Annotated in this window: 11 protein-coding genes; 3 read left to right on the top strand and 8 right to left on the bottom strand. The window is 73.4% G+C overall.

What is annotated here, in order from left to right; all coding sequences use genetic code 11:
- Window positions 1-101: 101 nt before the first annotated feature.
- The 5 genes from TBIS_RS04385 to TBIS_RS04365 form a co-directional block, all read right to left on the bottom strand.
- Entirely contained in the window at window positions 102-917 is an 816-nt protein-coding gene (locus TBIS_RS04385; RefSeq protein WP_013131137.1) for a polysaccharide deacetylase family protein, read from the bottom strand.
- A 306-nt stretch (window positions 918-1,223) separates the two neighbouring features.
- Window positions 1,224-2,531, bottom strand: coding sequence for a homoserine dehydrogenase (locus TBIS_RS04380; protein WP_013131136.1), 1,308 nt, complete (start codon window positions 2,529-2,531; stop codon window positions 1,224-1,226).
- Between the two features lie 36 nt (window positions 2,532-2,567).
- Window positions 2,568-3,965: a diaminopimelate decarboxylase gene (gene lysA, locus TBIS_RS04375; protein WP_013131135.1), complete on the bottom strand. Its 1,398-nt coding sequence runs from the start codon at window positions 3,963-3,965 to the stop codon at window positions 2,568-2,570.
- Window positions 3,966-4,140: 175 nt separating this feature from the next.
- Entirely contained in the window at window positions 4,141-4,809 is a 669-nt protein-coding gene (locus TBIS_RS04370; protein WP_013131134.1) for a DALR anticodon-binding domain-containing protein, read from the bottom strand.
- Window positions 4,810-4,935: 126 nt separating this feature from the next.
- Window positions 4,936-6,951 carry a CgeB family protein gene (locus tag TBIS_RS04365; protein WP_013131133.1) on the bottom strand — a complete coding sequence of 672 codons (2,016 nt, stop codon included), beginning with the start codon at window positions 6,949-6,951 and terminating at the stop codon, window positions 4,936-4,938.
- 226 nt (window positions 6,952-7,177) lie between these two features.
- Between TBIS_RS04365 and TBIS_RS04360 the strand changes: the two genes are divergently transcribed.
- Both TBIS_RS04360 and treS read left to right on the top strand, forming a co-directional pair.
- Entirely contained in the window at window positions 7,178-8,902 is a 1,725-nt protein-coding gene (locus TBIS_RS04360; protein WP_013131132.1) for an asparagine synthetase B family protein, read from the top strand.
- A 392-nt stretch (window positions 8,903-9,294) separates the two neighbouring features.
- Window positions 9,295-11,070, top strand: a complete 1,776-nt coding sequence (gene treS / locus TBIS_RS04355; protein ID WP_013131131.1) for a maltose alpha-D-glucosyltransferase — start codon at window positions 9,295-9,297, stop codon at window positions 11,068-11,070.
- A 62-nt stretch (window positions 11,071-11,132) separates the two neighbouring features.
- Here the strand turns inward: treS and TBIS_RS04350 are convergent, their stop codons facing one another.
- The 3 genes from TBIS_RS04350 to TBIS_RS04340 all read right to left on the bottom strand — a co-directional run bounded on the left by TBIS_RS04350 (window position 11,133) and on the right by TBIS_RS04340 (window position 14,923).
- Window positions 11,133-13,403, bottom strand: a complete 2,271-nt coding sequence (locus tag TBIS_RS04350) for an FtsX-like permease family protein (protein WP_013131130.1) — start codon at window positions 13,401-13,403, stop codon at window positions 11,133-11,135.
- Window positions 13,404-13,445: 42 nt separating this feature from the next.
- Window positions 13,446-14,192 carry an ABC transporter ATP-binding protein gene (locus tag TBIS_RS04345; RefSeq protein WP_013131129.1) on the bottom strand — a complete coding sequence of 249 codons (747 nt, stop codon included), beginning with the start codon at window positions 14,190-14,192 and terminating at the stop codon, window positions 13,446-13,448.
- 224 nt (window positions 14,193-14,416) lie between these two features.
- Entirely contained in the window at window positions 14,417-14,923 is a 507-nt protein-coding gene (locus tag TBIS_RS04340) for a PadR family transcriptional regulator (RefSeq protein ID WP_013131128.1), read from the bottom strand.
- A gap of 139 nt (window positions 14,924-15,062) precedes the next feature.
- Here TBIS_RS04340 and TBIS_RS04335 point away from each other — a divergent pair, with 139 nt between their 5' ends.
- A complete protein-coding gene (locus tag TBIS_RS04335) occupies window positions 15,063-16,322 on the top strand; it encodes an ABC transporter substrate-binding protein (RefSeq protein ID WP_013131127.1) in 1,260 nt (419 codons plus the stop codon).

The raw sequence follows: 16,322 nt of genomic DNA, 5'->3' as shown, positions 1-16,322 counted from the left end.
CGGTTTACCACGCTAGTGGACATCTATCACAAGAACCTGAGAAGTCCACCAGACCGTCACCGACCGTGACAAGCCACGGGTCGCAGCCGGCGCCCCGGAGGTCAGGAGTCGCCGGGCACGGGCCAGACCCGGCCGCCGACGACCTCGCCCAGCGGCTTCACCACGACCTTCTTCGCCTTCTGCTGCCGCGCCAGCCAGTCGATGAACCGGGTGAACTCCTTCGGGCTGGTCGCGTACTGGTCCCGCTTGTCGTCCCGGATGCGGTGGAAGACGAAGGTGACGAGCCCGCCGCCGTGCGCCTGGGCCCGGGTGACGGAGGCGGCGAGGTTGCGGGCGGTGCGCGGCATCCGGGTCTGCGAGGTGGTCCGCACCAGCGCGAGGTCGGCGGGCGGGATCGTCTCGGCGTACGGGCAGGACCGGCAGGTGTCCGGCCGGTAGAGGCCGTTGATGCCGCGCGCCGAGGTGTACCCGCAGTACATGGCGAGCTCGCGGCTCGTCTGGTCGAAGTTGCCGAACGGGTAGGCGAACGACCGCACCTTGAGGCCGAGGCGGAACAGCGCCCGCCGGTCCTCGCAGATCTGGCGCCGCTGCTGGTCGGGGCTGAGGTGGGCGAGGCGGACGTGCTCCCTGGTGTGGCCGCCGATCTCGTGCCCGGCCTTCGCCATGGACCGCAGGTCGGCCGCGGTGAGGTAGCCGCGCCGGCCGAGCCGGCCGCTGTTGACGTAGAACGTCCCCCGCAGCCCGCGTTCGCGGAGCATCTTGGCGACTCGGGCGTGATCGGCGGTGCCGTCGTCGAAGGTGAGGGCGACCACCGTCTGCCTCGCGGCCGCCGGCTCGGCGGAGGCGGCCGCCGGAATGCCGGCGGCGAGCGCCGCGGCGAGGGAGACCGTCGACGCCTTCTTGATCCACGACCACATGGGAGCAGAGACTAACCGAGTCCCGGCGGCCTCATAGCCCACTCGCCCATATCACGGTCGCTCGGCCCATATCCCCCACTCCCGACACGTCGCGACATACCGGGATACATCCGGCAGCCGGGGCGACCGGCCCGGCGCCCGGGCGGGACCCGCGCCGGCGACGGCGACGCCCCGCGCGGCACCGGGTACGGCCCGCCGCACCCGGACATCCGCACGGCCGATGGCCTGCCGCACCCGGGCGCCCGCACGGCGCACGGCCCGACGCACCCGGACATCCGCGCGGCGCGGGCGGTCAGGGGGTTACGGTCAGGGGGTGTCGTCGCCCTCCACCCGCATCACGCTCGCCACGGCGCGGACGATGTCGAGCCGGCCCAGGTCCTGGACGGTGGCCGAGAGCGCCGCGTCCGTGGCCTGGTGGGTGACGAGGACGAGCTGCGCGTCGTCGCCGCGCCCCTCCTGGCGGACCGTCTGGATGGAGACGTCGTGCCGGGCGAAGACCTCGGCCACCCGGGCGAGCACGCCGGGCTTGTCCGCCACGTCGAGGGAGACGTAGTACCGGGTGATCGTCTCCCCCATCGGGTGGACCTTCAGGTCGGCGTAGGTGAGCTCCTCCGGGCCGACCGTGCCGGCGAGCCGGTTGCGCGCCACCGCGACGATGTCGCCGAGCACCGCCGAGGCGGTGGGCGCGCCGCCCGCGCCCGCGCCGTAGAACATCAGCCGCCCGGCCGACTCGGCCTCGACGAACACCGCGTTGTACGCCTCCCGGACCCCGGCGAGCGGGTGCGACCTCGGGATCATGGCGGGGTGCACGCGGACGCCGATCGACCGGCCGTCCTCGGTCTTCGCGCAGATCGCGAGCAGCTTGATCACGTAGCCCATGGCCTTCGCCGAGGCCACGTCCGAGGCGGTGATCTCGGTGATGCCCTCGCGGTGCACGTCGGCCGCGGTGACCCGGCTGTGGAACGCGAGCCCGGCGAGGATCGCCGCCTTGGCGGCGGCGTCGAACCCCTCGACGTCGGCGGTGGGGTCGGCCTCGGCGTACCCCAGCGCCTGGGCCTCCTCCAGGGCCTCGGTGAACGACGCCCCGGTGCTGTCCATCTTGTCCAGGATGTAGTTGGTGGTGCCGTTGACGATGCCGAGCACCCGGCGGATCCGGTCACCGGCGAGCGACTCGCGCAGCGGGCGGAGCAGCGGGATCGCCCCGGCGACGGAGGCCTCGAAGTAGAGGTCCACGCCGTTCTCCCGCGCCGCCCGGTGGATGGTGGCACCGTCCTCGGCGAGCAGCGCCTTGTTCGCCGTGACCACCGACTTGCCCTTCGCCATGGCGGCGAGGATCAGGGACCTGGCGGGCTCGATCCCGCCGATCACCTCGACGACGATGTCGACGTCGTCCCGGGTGACCAGCGCCTCGGCGTCGGTGGTGATCAGCGCGGGGTCCAGGTCGACATCGCGCTTGCGGCCGGGCCGGCGCACGGCCACCCCGGCCAGCTCCAGGGGAGCGCCGATCCGGGCGGCCAGGTCATCGGCCTGCTCGCGCAGGAGCCGCACCACCTGCGACCCGACGACACCGCAGCCCAGCAATGCGACTTTCAGCCCGGGTTTGGGGTTGGTCACAAGCCCTCCTCGTTACGCCCGCCGTACCGTTCCACGTCACGGCTGCCCACGCAGCAGGTCTTCCTCGGTCTCCCGGCGCACGATGACGCGCGCCGCGCCCTTCGACACCGCGACCACAGCGGGCCGGGGCAGGTAGTTGTAGTTGCTCGACAGCGAACGGCAGTAGGCGCCGGTGCCGGCCACCGCGATCAGGTCGCCGGGGACCACGTCCGAGGGCAGCCACAGATCGCGGATCACCATGTCGCCGCTCTCGCAGTGCTTGCCGACCAGCCGGGAGAGCATCGGGGCCGCGTCGCTCTCCCGGGAGGCGACCACGGCGGTGTAGTTCGCCCCGTAGAGCGCCGTGCGGATGTTGTCGCTCATGCCGCCATCGACGCTCACGTAGGTGCGCAGGCCCTCCACGTCCTTGACCGTGCCGACCTCGTAGAGGGTGATCCCGGCGATCCCCGCGATGGAGCGGCCCGGCTCCACGATCAGGCGCGGCACGGGCAGCCCGGCCGACCGGCACACCGTCGTGGTGATCTCCCGGAGCCCGTCCGCGATGACCTTGATGTCCGGCGCCTCGTCGCCCTCGACGTACGGGATGCCGTACCCGCCGCCGAGGTCGAGCTCGGGGAGCACCACCCCGTGCTCGTCCCGGATGCCGACGAGCAGGCCGGCGAGCCGGCGGGCGGCGACCTCGAACCCGCCGACGTCGGTGATCTGGGACCCGATGTGCGAGTGCAGCCCGACCAGCTCGAGCTGGGGGCGCGCCAGGACACGGCGCACGGCCTCGGCCGCCGCCCCGCTGCTCAGCGAGAGCCCGAACTTCTGGTCGTCGTGGGCGGTCGCGATGAACTCATGGGTGTGCGCCTCGACGCCCACGGTCACCCGGATCAGCACCTTGGGCCGCCTGCCGTACCGGGCGGCGATCTGGCCGAGCCGGTCGATCTCCTCGAAGGAGTCGATCACGATGCGGCCGACCCCGGCGGTGACCGCCCGCTCCAGCTCGGCGACCGACTTGTTGTTGCCGTGCATGGTGATCCGCTCGGGCGGGAAGCCCACGCTGAGCGCGACCGCGAGCTCGCCGCCGGTGCACACGTCGAGGCCGAGGCCCTCCTGGTCGATCCAGCGGGCCACCTCCCGGCAGAGGAACGCCTTGCCCGCGTAGTGGACGTCCCCGTCGGGGAAGGCCGAGCGGTAGTCCCGGCAGCGGGAGCGGAAGTCCTCCTCGTCGACGATGTAGAGCGGCGTCCCGAACTCCCTCGCCAGGTCGCGCACGTCGACGCCGCCGACGGTGAGGGCACCGCCGACCCGGACCGCGGTCCGCGGCCAGATCGCGGGGTGCAGTGCGTTGAGGTCGGCCGGCATGACGGGTGGACGCTCCTCGTTGAGGGCTCCGGCGATGGCGGCGGCCGCATGCCTGTCGCCGGCCGGATGGGCGAATCGGCTCACCCGACTGAGGCTATCCGACCGCGGCCCGGCCTCGAGACACGGCTGTTCGATAGGTGAGACGGCGGGCAGCAGCAAATCGGGTCATCAGGCGTTTCCCACGAAGAACCTGGAGGAAAACGGCCGCTCTCCGGGAGGTCTTCCGCGGCGGCCGGCCGGATCCACTCCGGGCGGGCGGTCAGATCCGCTCCGGCAGCGGGGTGGCGAGCACGGCGGAGAGCACGGCGCGCACCGCCCGGGCGAGCCAGAGCCGCGCGGTGTGCACCTCGCGCACCGGCTCGTCCCCCCGGGGGACGGCCGGGGCGCGCTCGTGCGCGTCGTGGTAGGCGAGGGCGAGGCGCTCGGCGTACCCGGCCCAGCGGGGGTCGCGGCCGGCGCCGCGGCTCGGCGGCTCGGCGAGCAGGCGGAGCACGGCGCGGTCGTGGGGATCGGCGAGGAGCTCGGGCCGGAACCCGTCCCAGGGCACGCCGAGGGCGTCCGCCCACCGCTCCACGGCGGCCGCGCGGGCGTGCGCGTAGCGGACCACGAAGCCGGGGTTGTCCCAGGTCCGGGGGTGGTCCGGGGGCGCCTCGGCCGGCTCGGCGATCCGCGGCGGCCCGGCCGTCACGATCTCGCGGACGATCTCCCCCGGGCATGCCACCTCGATCATCAGGAAGCCGTCGTCCCGCACCCGGACGCCCGCGATCCCCTCCCGGCCGCGGAGCCGGGCCGCGAGCTCTTCGGCGGCCGCGCGCGGCGGCCGTCCGGAGCGGAGCGCGGCCGCCGAGGCGTACACCGCGGCCCGCTCCCAGGAGCCGTGCGGCACCGGGGGTTCCCCGAGGAGCTCGGCGAGCTGCGTGGGCGTCACACCGGGAGGGTATCCACCCCCGGCAGTGCCGGGCTCCGGGCGGCACGAGGCGCCCAGGCCGGCGCCCACCGCCCAACCGCCCCGAGGCGCCGAGGCCGGCGCACTCCCCGCCGCGCCGAGGCCGGCTCAGATCAGGGCGAGCGGCTCGGCGGGCACGTACCCCTCCAGGCGGGCCGAGCCGAGCAGCTCCCCCTCCGCGGACTCGCGGACGCACACGTACGAGTACCGGTCGGCCGAGTAGACCCGCACCCCGTCGGTACGGCACTGCCGCATGAAGACCTCGCCCCACTCCTCGGAGACGTCGGCGAACCCGAGGTCGGTGATCGTCTGGCGGCGGGCGAGCAGCGTGCCCCCGGCGACCTCGGGCAGGAAGCGGTGCTCGGCGCCCGGCTGGCGGAGCAGCGTGGCGCCGGTCCCCGGCAGGTGGGCGTAGAACGAGGCCTTGCCGATCACCTCGGCGTCGGCCACGGCGAAGTACCCGGCCAGGTCGGCCAGGTAGTGCTCGCCGTACACGTCCCGGGGGTCGAACACCGCCACGTGGTCGCCGTCGGCGAGCCGGGCCGCGCGGTCGAGGGCGGCGCCACGGGTGATCGGGGTGCCGGAGACCCGGACCACCAGGTCGTCGAGCTCCACGGCGTGGCGGACGGTCTTCTCCACCAGGGCGGCGTCGAGGCCCTCGGCGACCACGACGAGCTGCCCGGGCCGGTGAGCCTGCCGGGCGACCTGGGCGGCGAGGTGCTCGAGCTCCTCCGGGGTGCGCACCGCGCTGATCACGGTGATCCGGTCCGCGCCCCGCACGCTCGGGATGCCGAGGACGTCGAGGATCGGGTCGAGCAGCGGGGTCACCCGGGTGGCCGCCCGCCAGGCGAGGTGCGCCTCCCGGGCGAGCCGCTCCCGGTCGGCCAGGAGGGCCTCGGCCGCGGCGGCGGTCTCCTCCGGCCCCGCCCCCTTGCGCATCCGGAGCACGGGCGTGCCGCACGCGGAGATCTCGGCGACCGCCCGCTCGTCGGCGTCGGGGCCGGCCACGACGAGGGCGGGCCTCCGGTAGGCGGTGAGCAGGTCGTCGTAGGTGATCTTCTCGTCGCCCTGCCCGGGCATGGGCCGCCAGACCCGGCCGGCCTGGTCCGCGGCGCCGTCGCCCTCGGCGGGCACGGCGACCGTGCCGAGGGTCATGATCTCCTCGGTGCGGCCGCCGATCGCGGGGATCGGGTTGTGCACCCGCGGCTGGATCGCGTACGGCAGGACCCCCACCCGGTCGTGGCGCAAGGCGGACCGCCACTCCCGGGCCCGCGCCTCGGAGTAGGTGAGCACGTGGTCGAAGTGCTCGGCGGCGGGCACCGCGCGGGACACCGGCCCGCCCGAGTGCCAGAACACGGTCCGGATGCCCCGCTTGCGGCAGGCGGCGATCAGGTCGCGGAGCGCGCGGGACTCCCCGGCGAGCGCCTCGAGCCAGCGCCCGCCGTTGCCCTGGCGGGGGCCGGGCCGTACGGACTCGGCGAGGAGCAGGTGCGGCCGGCGCCGCTCGAGCATCTCCTCCCAGTTCTCCAGGCCGAAGTCGGTGACCAGCCGCCACTCGTACCGCAGCAGCGCCTCGGTCTGCCGGTCGACGATCGCCGCCACGGTGAGGTACGGCCGGGCGGTCGGGCCCTTGGGCACGGTGAAGCCGTCCGCCATCGGCGTGGAGACCTGCGGGGCCTTCGGGTCGGGGGCGGCCGGGGTCACCGCCGGCTCGGGGATCTTGGGGAGCTCCGGCGGGAAGTCCGAGCGCTTGGGCGCCGGGGGCTTCTTCACCGGCGCCCGGAGGGTCTGGGCCAGCTTGCCCGGGTTCTTGGAGTGCAGGGCGTCGCCGAGCTTGGACCAGCGGCTCTCCCGCAGCGAGGCGAGCTTCCAGTTCGCCACCGCGGTCTGGTACCGCTGCTCGGCGAGGTTCTTGGCGAGCGTGGCGTTCTGCCGCTCCACGGCCTTGAGCCGTGCCTCGGCCTGGCGCATCCGGGTGACCGCCTCGGCCTCGGCCCGGGCGGCCTCGTCGAGCCTGCGCTGATAGTCCGTGAGCAGCCGGGCCAGTTCGGCGGCCTGGGATGCCTGCTGTACGGCCTGGGCCAGCGCCTCCCGGAGGGCGTCCAGCTCGCTTCGCTCGCTCATGGGGGTGACTCCGCGTCAAGCCGAATGGACAGGAGCCACAATATTCGCAAAACAGCGGCCTTATCGCGCGACGTCGCCATTTTCCCGGCAGTCCCGTCCCCCGCCGCCCACGGCCGGGTCCGGCGGCGCCTCGGCCGCCACGACCGGTGGGAGAATCGGCCGCCACGGCCGGCCGGGAGAACCGGGAGAATGGGCGAGAACCCGGCGCCTGTGAGGAGGGGCGAGCGTGCGCAACGGTGAATGGCCACGGTTCCTGGCCCGGCCGTACGTCTGCGGAGCGATCGGGCCGTACGACCCGGCGAAACTCGGCCTGCTCGCCCGCTCCGGCCCGGCCGTGACCGCCGTGCACACCGGGCGGGAGGCCGCGCTGTTCAGCTCCGGGCCGCTCACCCCGTACCGCGCGGACCCCGGGGCGACCGCGTACGCCTGGGGGGATCGGCGGCCCGCGGCGGACGCCGGCGCGGACGGGTGGCTGCCGGTCGCGGAGGCCTACGAGACGCCGGGGCTCATCGACGCGCCCGGCGAGGTGACCCTGCACACCGGCGCGTTCGGGCTCGTCGACGTCTACTACCTCGCCGACGGGGACGCCGTCTACTTCGCCGGGCTGATCGAGCCGCTGCTCGCCCTGGCCCGCCGGCCGTACCGGGTGAACTGGCGCGCCTGGGCGGCGATCCTCAAGCTCACCTACCCCCTGCTCGACGACACGCCGTACGAGGACGTCAAGCGCCTGCCCGGGGCGACCGCGCTGATCTGGTCGCGCACCGGGCGGCGGCTGCGGCTCGACCGGCGCGCCCCCTGGTGGGTGCGGCGGGAGCCGATCGACCGCGGGGTGACCGCCCGCGACATGGTCGCCCTGCTCCACCGGGCGCTCGAGCCGTACGACCGGGTGCTCGTGCCGGTGAGCGGCGGGTACGACTCGCGGCTGCTCGCGAGCGTGGCCGTGGCCCGCGGCATGGACGTCGAGTCGTGGACCACCAGCCCGGACGACGGGCTCGACACCGACATCGACTTCGCCCGGTACATCACCCGCGAGCTCGGCATCCCCCACCGGATCGTGCCGCAGGACCCGGCGCGGTACCCGGAGGAGGCGCTCTGGGTGGCGCGCCGGCTCGAGTACCTCACCAGCCACCACGCCTGGTACGCGCCCTTCGCCCGGGAGGTGCACCGGGCCGGGCGCCCGGTGGTCGACGGGCTGGCCGGCGGGCCGCTGATGAAGAACTTCCTCATCAGCTCGGACGCGGTGGCCGCCGGCACCGGCGCCGCCCGCCGCGAGGCCCTGCTCGCCTCCCTCGCCACCGGCGCGCCGCACATCCCCGTGCTCGGCGACGCCGCGCGCGAGTGGATCGACGACCAGGTGCGCACCGCCTTCCTCCAGGCCACCTCGATGCTCCACGGGCACCGGGCCGAGCTGCCGCTCAGCGTGCTCCACACCCGGACCGTCCGGGGCATCGCCCGGTCGCCGCTCGGCCTGGCCGGCCCGGAGGTCACCCCGGTCTTCCCGTTCCTCCACCCGGAGTTCTTCGAGGCGGCGCTCTCGGTGCCGGTCTCCCGCAAGGAGGGCGGCCGGTTCTACCGGGAGATCCTGCGCGCCGCGAACCCCCGGGTGGCCGCGCTGCCGTCCACCAACGAGCCGCTGCTCCCGAACCGGCGGGTGCCGCTGCGGTCGAACGGGCCCGTGGCCCGGGAGTGGAACCACCGGATGCTGGTCCGGGCGGCCGAGATCCCCGGGCTCCTCTCCCCCCAGATGCTGGAGGTGGTCGAGGCCGGGCCGGACGCGCTCACCGCGTTCGGGTCGTGGAACTCGCGGTTCTGGCTGCGCGCCCTGGTGCTCTTCGGCGCCTGGCTCACCGACTACGGGGAAGCGCTCGGCGATCTCACCCCGCCCTGGCACGGGGACGGCGCCGCGCCGGCCGCGGCCCCGCGCGGCGGGACCGCGCCCGCACCGGCCTGACGGGACGGCGCGCACCGGCCTGACGGGGCCCGCCGCGGCCCGGTCTCCGGGGTCCCGGGCGGGGTCGCGCCGGGGCGATCGCCGCGGCGCCCACGCCGGGGCGCTCCCCGCGGTGCCCACGCCGCGGCCGCGCCGTTTCGGCCGCGCGCCGCACGCGCGGGCGACCGCGCCGCCGCCGGGTCCGGCGCCCACCGCCTGACCTGGGCTTTCACCTCCTAGATCACCGGTGCGGACCGGCCGGAGATCAGGTGGCCTGGAACCTGTGGAAAGCGGTACGGGTAAGGGCAACGGCGGTGTTATGTTTTCCTAAATTCCGCTCGCGCCCCCACGCCGAGCACCAACACTCAGGTCAATCTCACTCGGTATCCCCTTATCCCTGCTAGCGAGAAGCGATGAACGCTGCTGCGCGTTTGCCTGGACAGGCTTCGGCGGCGTCCGGTGACCGGACCGTGATCGCCGACTACACCTCACGAGACCCGCTGTGGTACAAGCGCGCGGTCTTCTACGAGGTGAACGTCCGCGGCTTCAAGGACTCCAACGGTGACGGCACCGGCGACTTGCGCGGGCTGATCGAGAAACTGGACTACCTCAAGTGGCTCGGAGTCGACTGCCTGTGGCTCCTGCCGCTGTACGAGTCGCCGCTGCGCGACGGGGGCTACGACATCTCCGACTACTTCAAGATCCTGCCGGAGTTCGGCGACCTGGGCGACTTCGTGGAGATGATCGAGGCCGCGCACAAGCGCGGCATCCGCATCATCACGGACCTGGTGATGAACCACACCAGTGACCGGCACCCGTGGTTCCAGGCGTCCCGGCAGGACCCGGACGGCCCGTTCGGCGACTTCTACGTGTGGTCGGACGACCCGACGCGCTACGCGGAGGCCCCGGTCGTCTTCATCGGCGCCGAGGAGTCCAACTGGACCTTCGACCCGGTGCGCGGCCAGTACTACTGGCACCGGTTCTTCCACCACCAGCCCGACCTCAACTACGACAACCCCGCGGTGCAGGAGGCGATGCTCGAGGTCATCCGGTTCTGGCTCGACCTCGGCATCGACGGGTTCCGGCTCGACGCCGTGCCGTACCTCTTCGAGCGGGACGGCACGAACTGCGCCGGGCTGCCGGAGACCCACGCCTACCTGAAGCGGATCCGGGCCGAGGTGGACCGGCTCTACCCGGACAAGGTCCTGCTCGCCGAGGCGAACGGCTGGCCGGAGGACGTCGTGGCCTACTTCGGCGACCCGGCCACCGGCGGCGACGAGTGCCACATGGCCTTCCACTTCCCGCTGATGCCGCGGATCTTCATGGCGGTGCGGCGGCAGACCCGGGAGCCGATCTCCGAGATCATGTCGCGCACCCCGAAGATCCCGGAGAAGGCGCAGTGGGGCATCTTCCTCCGCAACCACGACGAGCTCACGCTCGAGATGGTCACCGAGGAAGAGCGCGACTACATGCACACCGAGTACGCCAAGGACCCGCGGATGCGGGCCTACCTCGGCATCCGGCGGCGGCTCGCCCCGCTGCTCGACAACGACCGGGACCAGATCGAGCTGTTCACCGCGCTGCTGCTCAGCATGCCGGGCTCGCCGGTCCTCTACTACGGCGACGAGATCGGCATGGGGGACAACATCTGGCTCGAGGACCGGGACTCGGTCCGCACCCCGATGCAGTGGACCCCGGACCGCAACGCCGGGTTCTCCACCGCCGACCCCGGCCGGCTCTACCTGCCGGTCGTCATGGACCCGGTCTACGGGTACCAGGCGGTCAACGTCGAGGCCCAGATGAAGAACCCCTCGTCGTTGCTGCACTTCACCCGGCGCATGCTGCAGATCCGGCGCGAGCACCCCGTGTTCGGCACCGGCAGCTACACCGAGCTGGCCCCGGAGAACACGAGCGTGCTGGCCTTCCTGCGGGAGGACGGCGAGGACTGCGTCCTCTGCGTGAACAACCTCTCCAAGTTCCCGCAGCCGGTGGAGCTTCACCTGTACCGCTTCCAGGGGTGGACCCCGGTCGAGCTGCGGGGCGGGATCAACTTCCCCACGATCGGCGACAGGCCGTACGTGCTCACGCTGCCGGGGTACGGGTTCTACTGGTTCCAGCTCCGCAAGCCGGCCGACGGCGAGGCCGGCGCCCAGGCCGGTGCCCAGACCGGCACCGAGGCCGCAGCGTGACCGCCGGCGGGGTGACGCCGGCACGTGACCCGGGCCGGCGCCGCACGCGGCGCCGGCCGTGATCAGCGGACCGACGGGATCCTGGCCCGGGCGGCGCGCCGGGCCGGGACGAGCGCGACCAGGAGCACGGCCGCGATCGCGATGACCACCTCGGCGGCGAGCATGCCCGGCGCCGGGGCGCGGCCGATGCCGGCACCGACCCCGCTGCCATGGCCCTCGAGGTCGATCAGGGCCTTGGCCGAGAGCGCACCGGCCGAGGAGCCGATCAGGATCCCGGCCACGGCCGGCAGCGCGGTGGCGGTGACCAGGGTCGCCATCACCTGCCGCGGGGTGAGCCCCATCGCCTTCAGCACGGCCAGGTCGAGCAGGTGGTCGCGCAGCCCGATCGCGCTCACGGTGAGCAGATCGACCAGGCCGATCAGGGCGAGGACGACCACCAGGGCCACGATGATCACGCGGATGACCGCGAGCCGCTCCGCCGGGTTCACCGCCTGATCGACCTCCAGCCCGTGCGCCTGCAGCCGCGAGCGCACCTCGGCCGGGTCGGCCCCCGGGCGGAGCACCAGGCCGTAGAACTGCGGGGGATCCGCGTCCTTGGCCGCGAGACTGTCCACGCCGAGCGAGAGCACCTCGCCGTCCTGCTCCGGCTCGATCACCCGGCCCACGATGCGGACGATCAGCGGGGTGCCGCCGATAGTCACCCGTACCCGGTCGCCGATCCGCACGCCGAGCAGGTCGAGCAGCCCCTGCCCGGCCACCGCCTCGCCGCGCTCCCGGAACATCCGGCCCTCCGCGACCGGGAACGGGTACGGGTCGCGGGACGTCCCGAGCGCCCGGGTGCGCACGGTCCTGGTCTGGCCGGGGACGAGCGCGTCCACCTCGGCCCCCGGGTAGGCGGCCACGACGTCCGGGTCGGCCATCACCCTGGCCCGCATCTCCTCGGCGGTGAGCCGGCCCGGCCGGGCGGTGAGGGCGGCCGCCTGCCCGACCTTCTCCGGGTGGCGGAGGAAGTCGTCGAGCGTCGCCCACACGCCGAGCCCGATGGTGATCATCATCATCGGGATGGCCACCCCGCAGACGGTGAGCAGGGCCGGGGTCCGGCGGGTGAACGAGTCCCGGGCGCCGAGGACCAGGGCGGGCGGGAGGCGGACGAGCAGGGCGAGCCGGGCGAGCCGCGACAGCCGCCCGCGCGGCGGCGCCGCCGGGGTGGCGGGGATCGGCGGGGTGAGGCCGCCCCGCCACGCGGGGATCAGCACGGCGACCAGCACGACCAGGGCGGTGCCCAGCACGATCGCGGCGAGCGCGCCGGCCGACAGCGGGGCCGCGACGGTCTCCTCGAGCGCGTATACCGTGATCAGCCACGCGGCGGCCATGCCGAGCCCGATCCCGGCGAACCCGAGCGCGCCGTGCTCGGCCACGAGCATGCGGACGACCTGCCCGCGGGTGAACCCGAGGGACTTCAGCGTGGCGATGTCGCGGCGCTGGGTGAGCACCCGGCCGCCGCTGGCGTTGGCGAGCGCGAGCGCGGCGGCCACCAGGCCCGCGCCGCCGAACAGGCCGAGCAGCAGCCCGAGCAGCCGGTTGTCCAGCTCCATGGAGGCCCGGACCTCGCGCCAGGTGGTCACCCGCTGCACCTGGCCGCGGAGGGTGAAGACCGCCCGCTGGACCACGAGGTCGGTGAGCTCCGGATCGCCGAGCCGGAGCCCGGTCACGGTCTCGGTACGGCCCGGCGCCGGCTCCACCGTGGTGAGCGTCTCCCCGAGCGCCCAGGCGAGCCCCGGGGCCCACTCCGGATAGAACCCCTGGTCGCCGCTCTCGGCGAGCCCGGCGACGACGAGCGCGTGGGTGGCGCCGTTCAGCCCGGTCACGGTGAACGGGTCGCCCGGCCGCAGGCCGAGGGACCGGGCGAAGGAGCGCTCGACCACCACCCCGCCCGGCGTGCGGGGGTCGAGCCAGCCGCCCTCGCGCACCAGGGGCCGGGCCACCGCCGGGGGCGTGGCGGGCGCCTCCTGGAGGGAGATCGGGACCCTGCGGCCCCGGTGGATCAGCGTCGCCGGGGCGCTCCGGTACGGCCCGGCCACGTCGGTCACCCCGTGCAGCCGGGCGAGCGCCTGGACGTCGGGGACGTCCTTGGAGTGGATCCAGATGTGGGCGCTCCGGCTGCGCTCGAACAGCCCGCGCCAGGGGTTCGTGCGCTCCTCGAGCAGGGTCGCCGCGATGATGAGCGCGGCGACGATCCCGGCCACGGTGAGCACGGTGAGCAGCGCCTCACCGCGCCGGGCCCGCAGATCGGCCCGGATCCACCGCCCTTCGGCCCCCCGCCAGCTGATCATGCGGAGCCCTGCCCGCCGTCCGGCGCCCGATGGTCCAGCACCTCAGCCTCGCAGTTCGACGACGTCGCCCGCGGTCCCGCCGATCCTGCGCCGCACGCCGGCCACCGGCCCGTCGTCGACGATCTGGCCGTCCAGCAGGTACACCACGCGGTCGGCCATCCCGGCGACCCGGGCGTCGTGGGTGACGAGCACGATCGTCTGGCCCTTCCGGTGGACCTCGCTCAGCAGGCGCAGGACGTCCCGGGTGTTGCGGCTGTCGAGGTTACCGGTCGGTTCATCGGCGAGCAGCAGCCGAGGATGGTTGGCGAGCGCCCGGGCGAGCGCGACCCGCTGCTGCTCCCCGCCGGAGAGCTGGGCGGGCGAGACGCCCGCCCGGTCGGCGAGCCCCAGCTCGGCGAGCAGGTACTCCCGCCGCTCCCGGGCGACCTTGGGCGAGGCGCCGCCGAGCAGCGCGGGCAGCTCCACGTTGTCGGCGACGGTCATGTTCGCCACCAGGTTGAAGAACTGGAAGACGAAGCCGATCTTCTGGCGGCGCAGCAGGGCCCAGGCGCTCTCGGAGAGCGTGTCGACCCGCTGCCCGTCGAGCCAGATCTCCCCGCTGGTGCGGGTGTCGAGGCCGCCGAGCAGGTGGATCAGGGTGGACTTGCCCGACCCGGACGGCCCCATGATCGCGACGAACTCGCCGGGGTTGACGGTGAGGTCGACCCCGCGGATCGCCGGCACCGGCACCCCGCCGGTCTGGTAGATCTTCACGAGGTTGATCGCCTGGATCACCGGTGGCTCGGTCATGCTCGTCGCCCTCCCCGCTCCGGCGTCGCGTCGTGCGGGGCAGCGTACCGGTGCGCGCACGGCGTCCGGTACGGCGGGCCGTACCGGGCGTCATGCGGCGCATCGGGGCCGGGCAGGCCACGCCCGTCCTCGCACGCGGTGCCGAGGTGCGGCGGGCCGTACCCGAGGCCGGGTGAGACGGCGTGGGCGGCGCGGTGCGGGGTGCGGCGGGGTGTCGGGGACATTCAGGTGAGCTCCTCCTGGCACCGCTCCAGCCAGTCGAGGTCGGCCTGGAGGTGGAGCATGGCGCCCTCGATCAGCAGGAGGGCCACCCGGTTGGCCGGATCGGTGCGCTCGGCGAGCTCGTTGAGCTCGCGCATCAGGGACAGGTAGTGCCGGCGCTGCCGGTTGATCAGCGCCATCGGATCGGAGAGCCCGGTCATCGGGGCGAGGATGAGCTTCATGAAGAACTCGTCGCGGACCCGCGGGCCTTCGGTGGGCTCGTCGATCCACTGCTCCAGCGCCTCCCGCCCGGCTGCGGTCAGGTAGTAAACCTTCTTGTTCGGCCGGTTGCTCTGCTCGACGTCGACGGACCTGACGTACCCGTCCTTCTCCAGCCGGTTCAGGGTGACGTAGATCTGCCCGATGTTCGGGGACGGATAGGCACTCCCGAAGATCGCTTCGAGCGACTGCTTCAGCTCGTAGCCATGGGCCGGTTCCTTCGCAAGGAGCGCCAGCAGCGGGTGCCGCACCCCCACCCCCAACCGTCGAGCGGGAACGCTTTACCAGAGAGTAATAAGACTAGCCGTTGACTCTTACATTACGGATATGCATAACATGCATGCACTAGTCCTAAACGTGCAGGTAATGGGCGGGTAACCCGGAGGAAACGTGATCCGCAGAGCCCTCGCACTCCTGGTCACCCTGCTGGTGGCCGGATGCGCCAGGCTCGCGGACGCGCCGGCGGAGCCGGCTCAGGGCACCGGTGTCGGCCCGATCACCCTCGCCATCGGACGGGATACCACCTCGTACCTGAAGCCGCTCCTCGACCGGTGGAACCGGGCCCGCCCCGCGGAGCGGGTCACGCTGCTGGAGCTCCCCGAGGCCGCGGACGAGCAGCGCGCCCAGATGGTCGCCAACCTCCAGGCGCGCAGCGACGTCTACGACGTGCTCGGGCTCGACGTGGTGTGGACGGCGGAGTTCGCCGAGGCGGGGTGGATCGTCCCGCTCGACCGGAGCCTCTTCCCCCTCGACAAGATGCTCAGCGGTGTCGTGGACACCGCGATCTACCGGGGCAAGCTCTGGGCGGTGCCGTACCTCAGCAACGCGGGGCTGCTCTACTACCGGTCCGACCTGCTGGAGAAGGAGGGCCTGAAGCCGCCCCGGACCTGGGAGGAGCTGCGCGAGCAGGCCAAGCTCCTCAGCGCCGAGTACGGCATCGGCGGGTACGCCGGGCAGTTCCTCCCGTACGAAGGGCTCACCGTCAACTTCACCGAGGCCGTGGCGTCGGCGGGCGGATCGATCCTCAGCCCGGACGCGCGCCGGGTCACGATGGACTTCGACTCCGCGAGCGCCGCGCTCGGCTTCCTGGTCGACGGGGTGAAGGAGGGCTGGATCCCCCGGGAGGCGCTCACCTACAAGGAGGAGGAGTCCCGGCTCGCCTTCCAGGAGGGGCGGCTCGCCTTCGCCCGCAACTGGCCCCACGCGTACGGCCCGGCCACCCGGTCAGAGCTCGCCGGACGGTTCGGCGTCACCCGCCTGCCCGGCCCCGACGGACCGGGGTCGAGCACGCTCGGCGGGACGAACCTGGCGATCAGCGCGTACTCCAAGCACCAGAAGTCCGCGCTCGACTTCATCCGCTTCTTCACCGGCTACGAGATCCAGCGGCTCGTGCTCACCGAGGGGTCCTTCCCGCCGGTCCTCGCCGAGCTCTACGAGGATCCGGAGCTGATCAAGCGCTTCCCGTACCTGCCCGTGCTCAAGGAGGCCATCCTCACCGCCCGGCCTCGGCCGGTGACGGCGAACTACAACCAGGTCAGCCTGGTGATCTCCAGCGCCGTATCCGACGCCCTCAACCTCACCAAATCCGTCGACGAAACCATCGCCGATCTCAAACGTGAGCTCGGCGAGGTCATTCAGCTCGGAGGCTAA

This window comes from Thermobispora bispora DSM 43833 (genome assembly GCF_000092645.1).
Classification (GTDB): Bacteria; Actinomycetota; Actinomycetes; order Streptosporangiales; family Streptosporangiaceae; genus Thermobispora; species Thermobispora bispora.
Note: the sequence above shows the minus strand (reverse complement) of the source record. Positions and strands in the feature narration are given on the sequence as shown.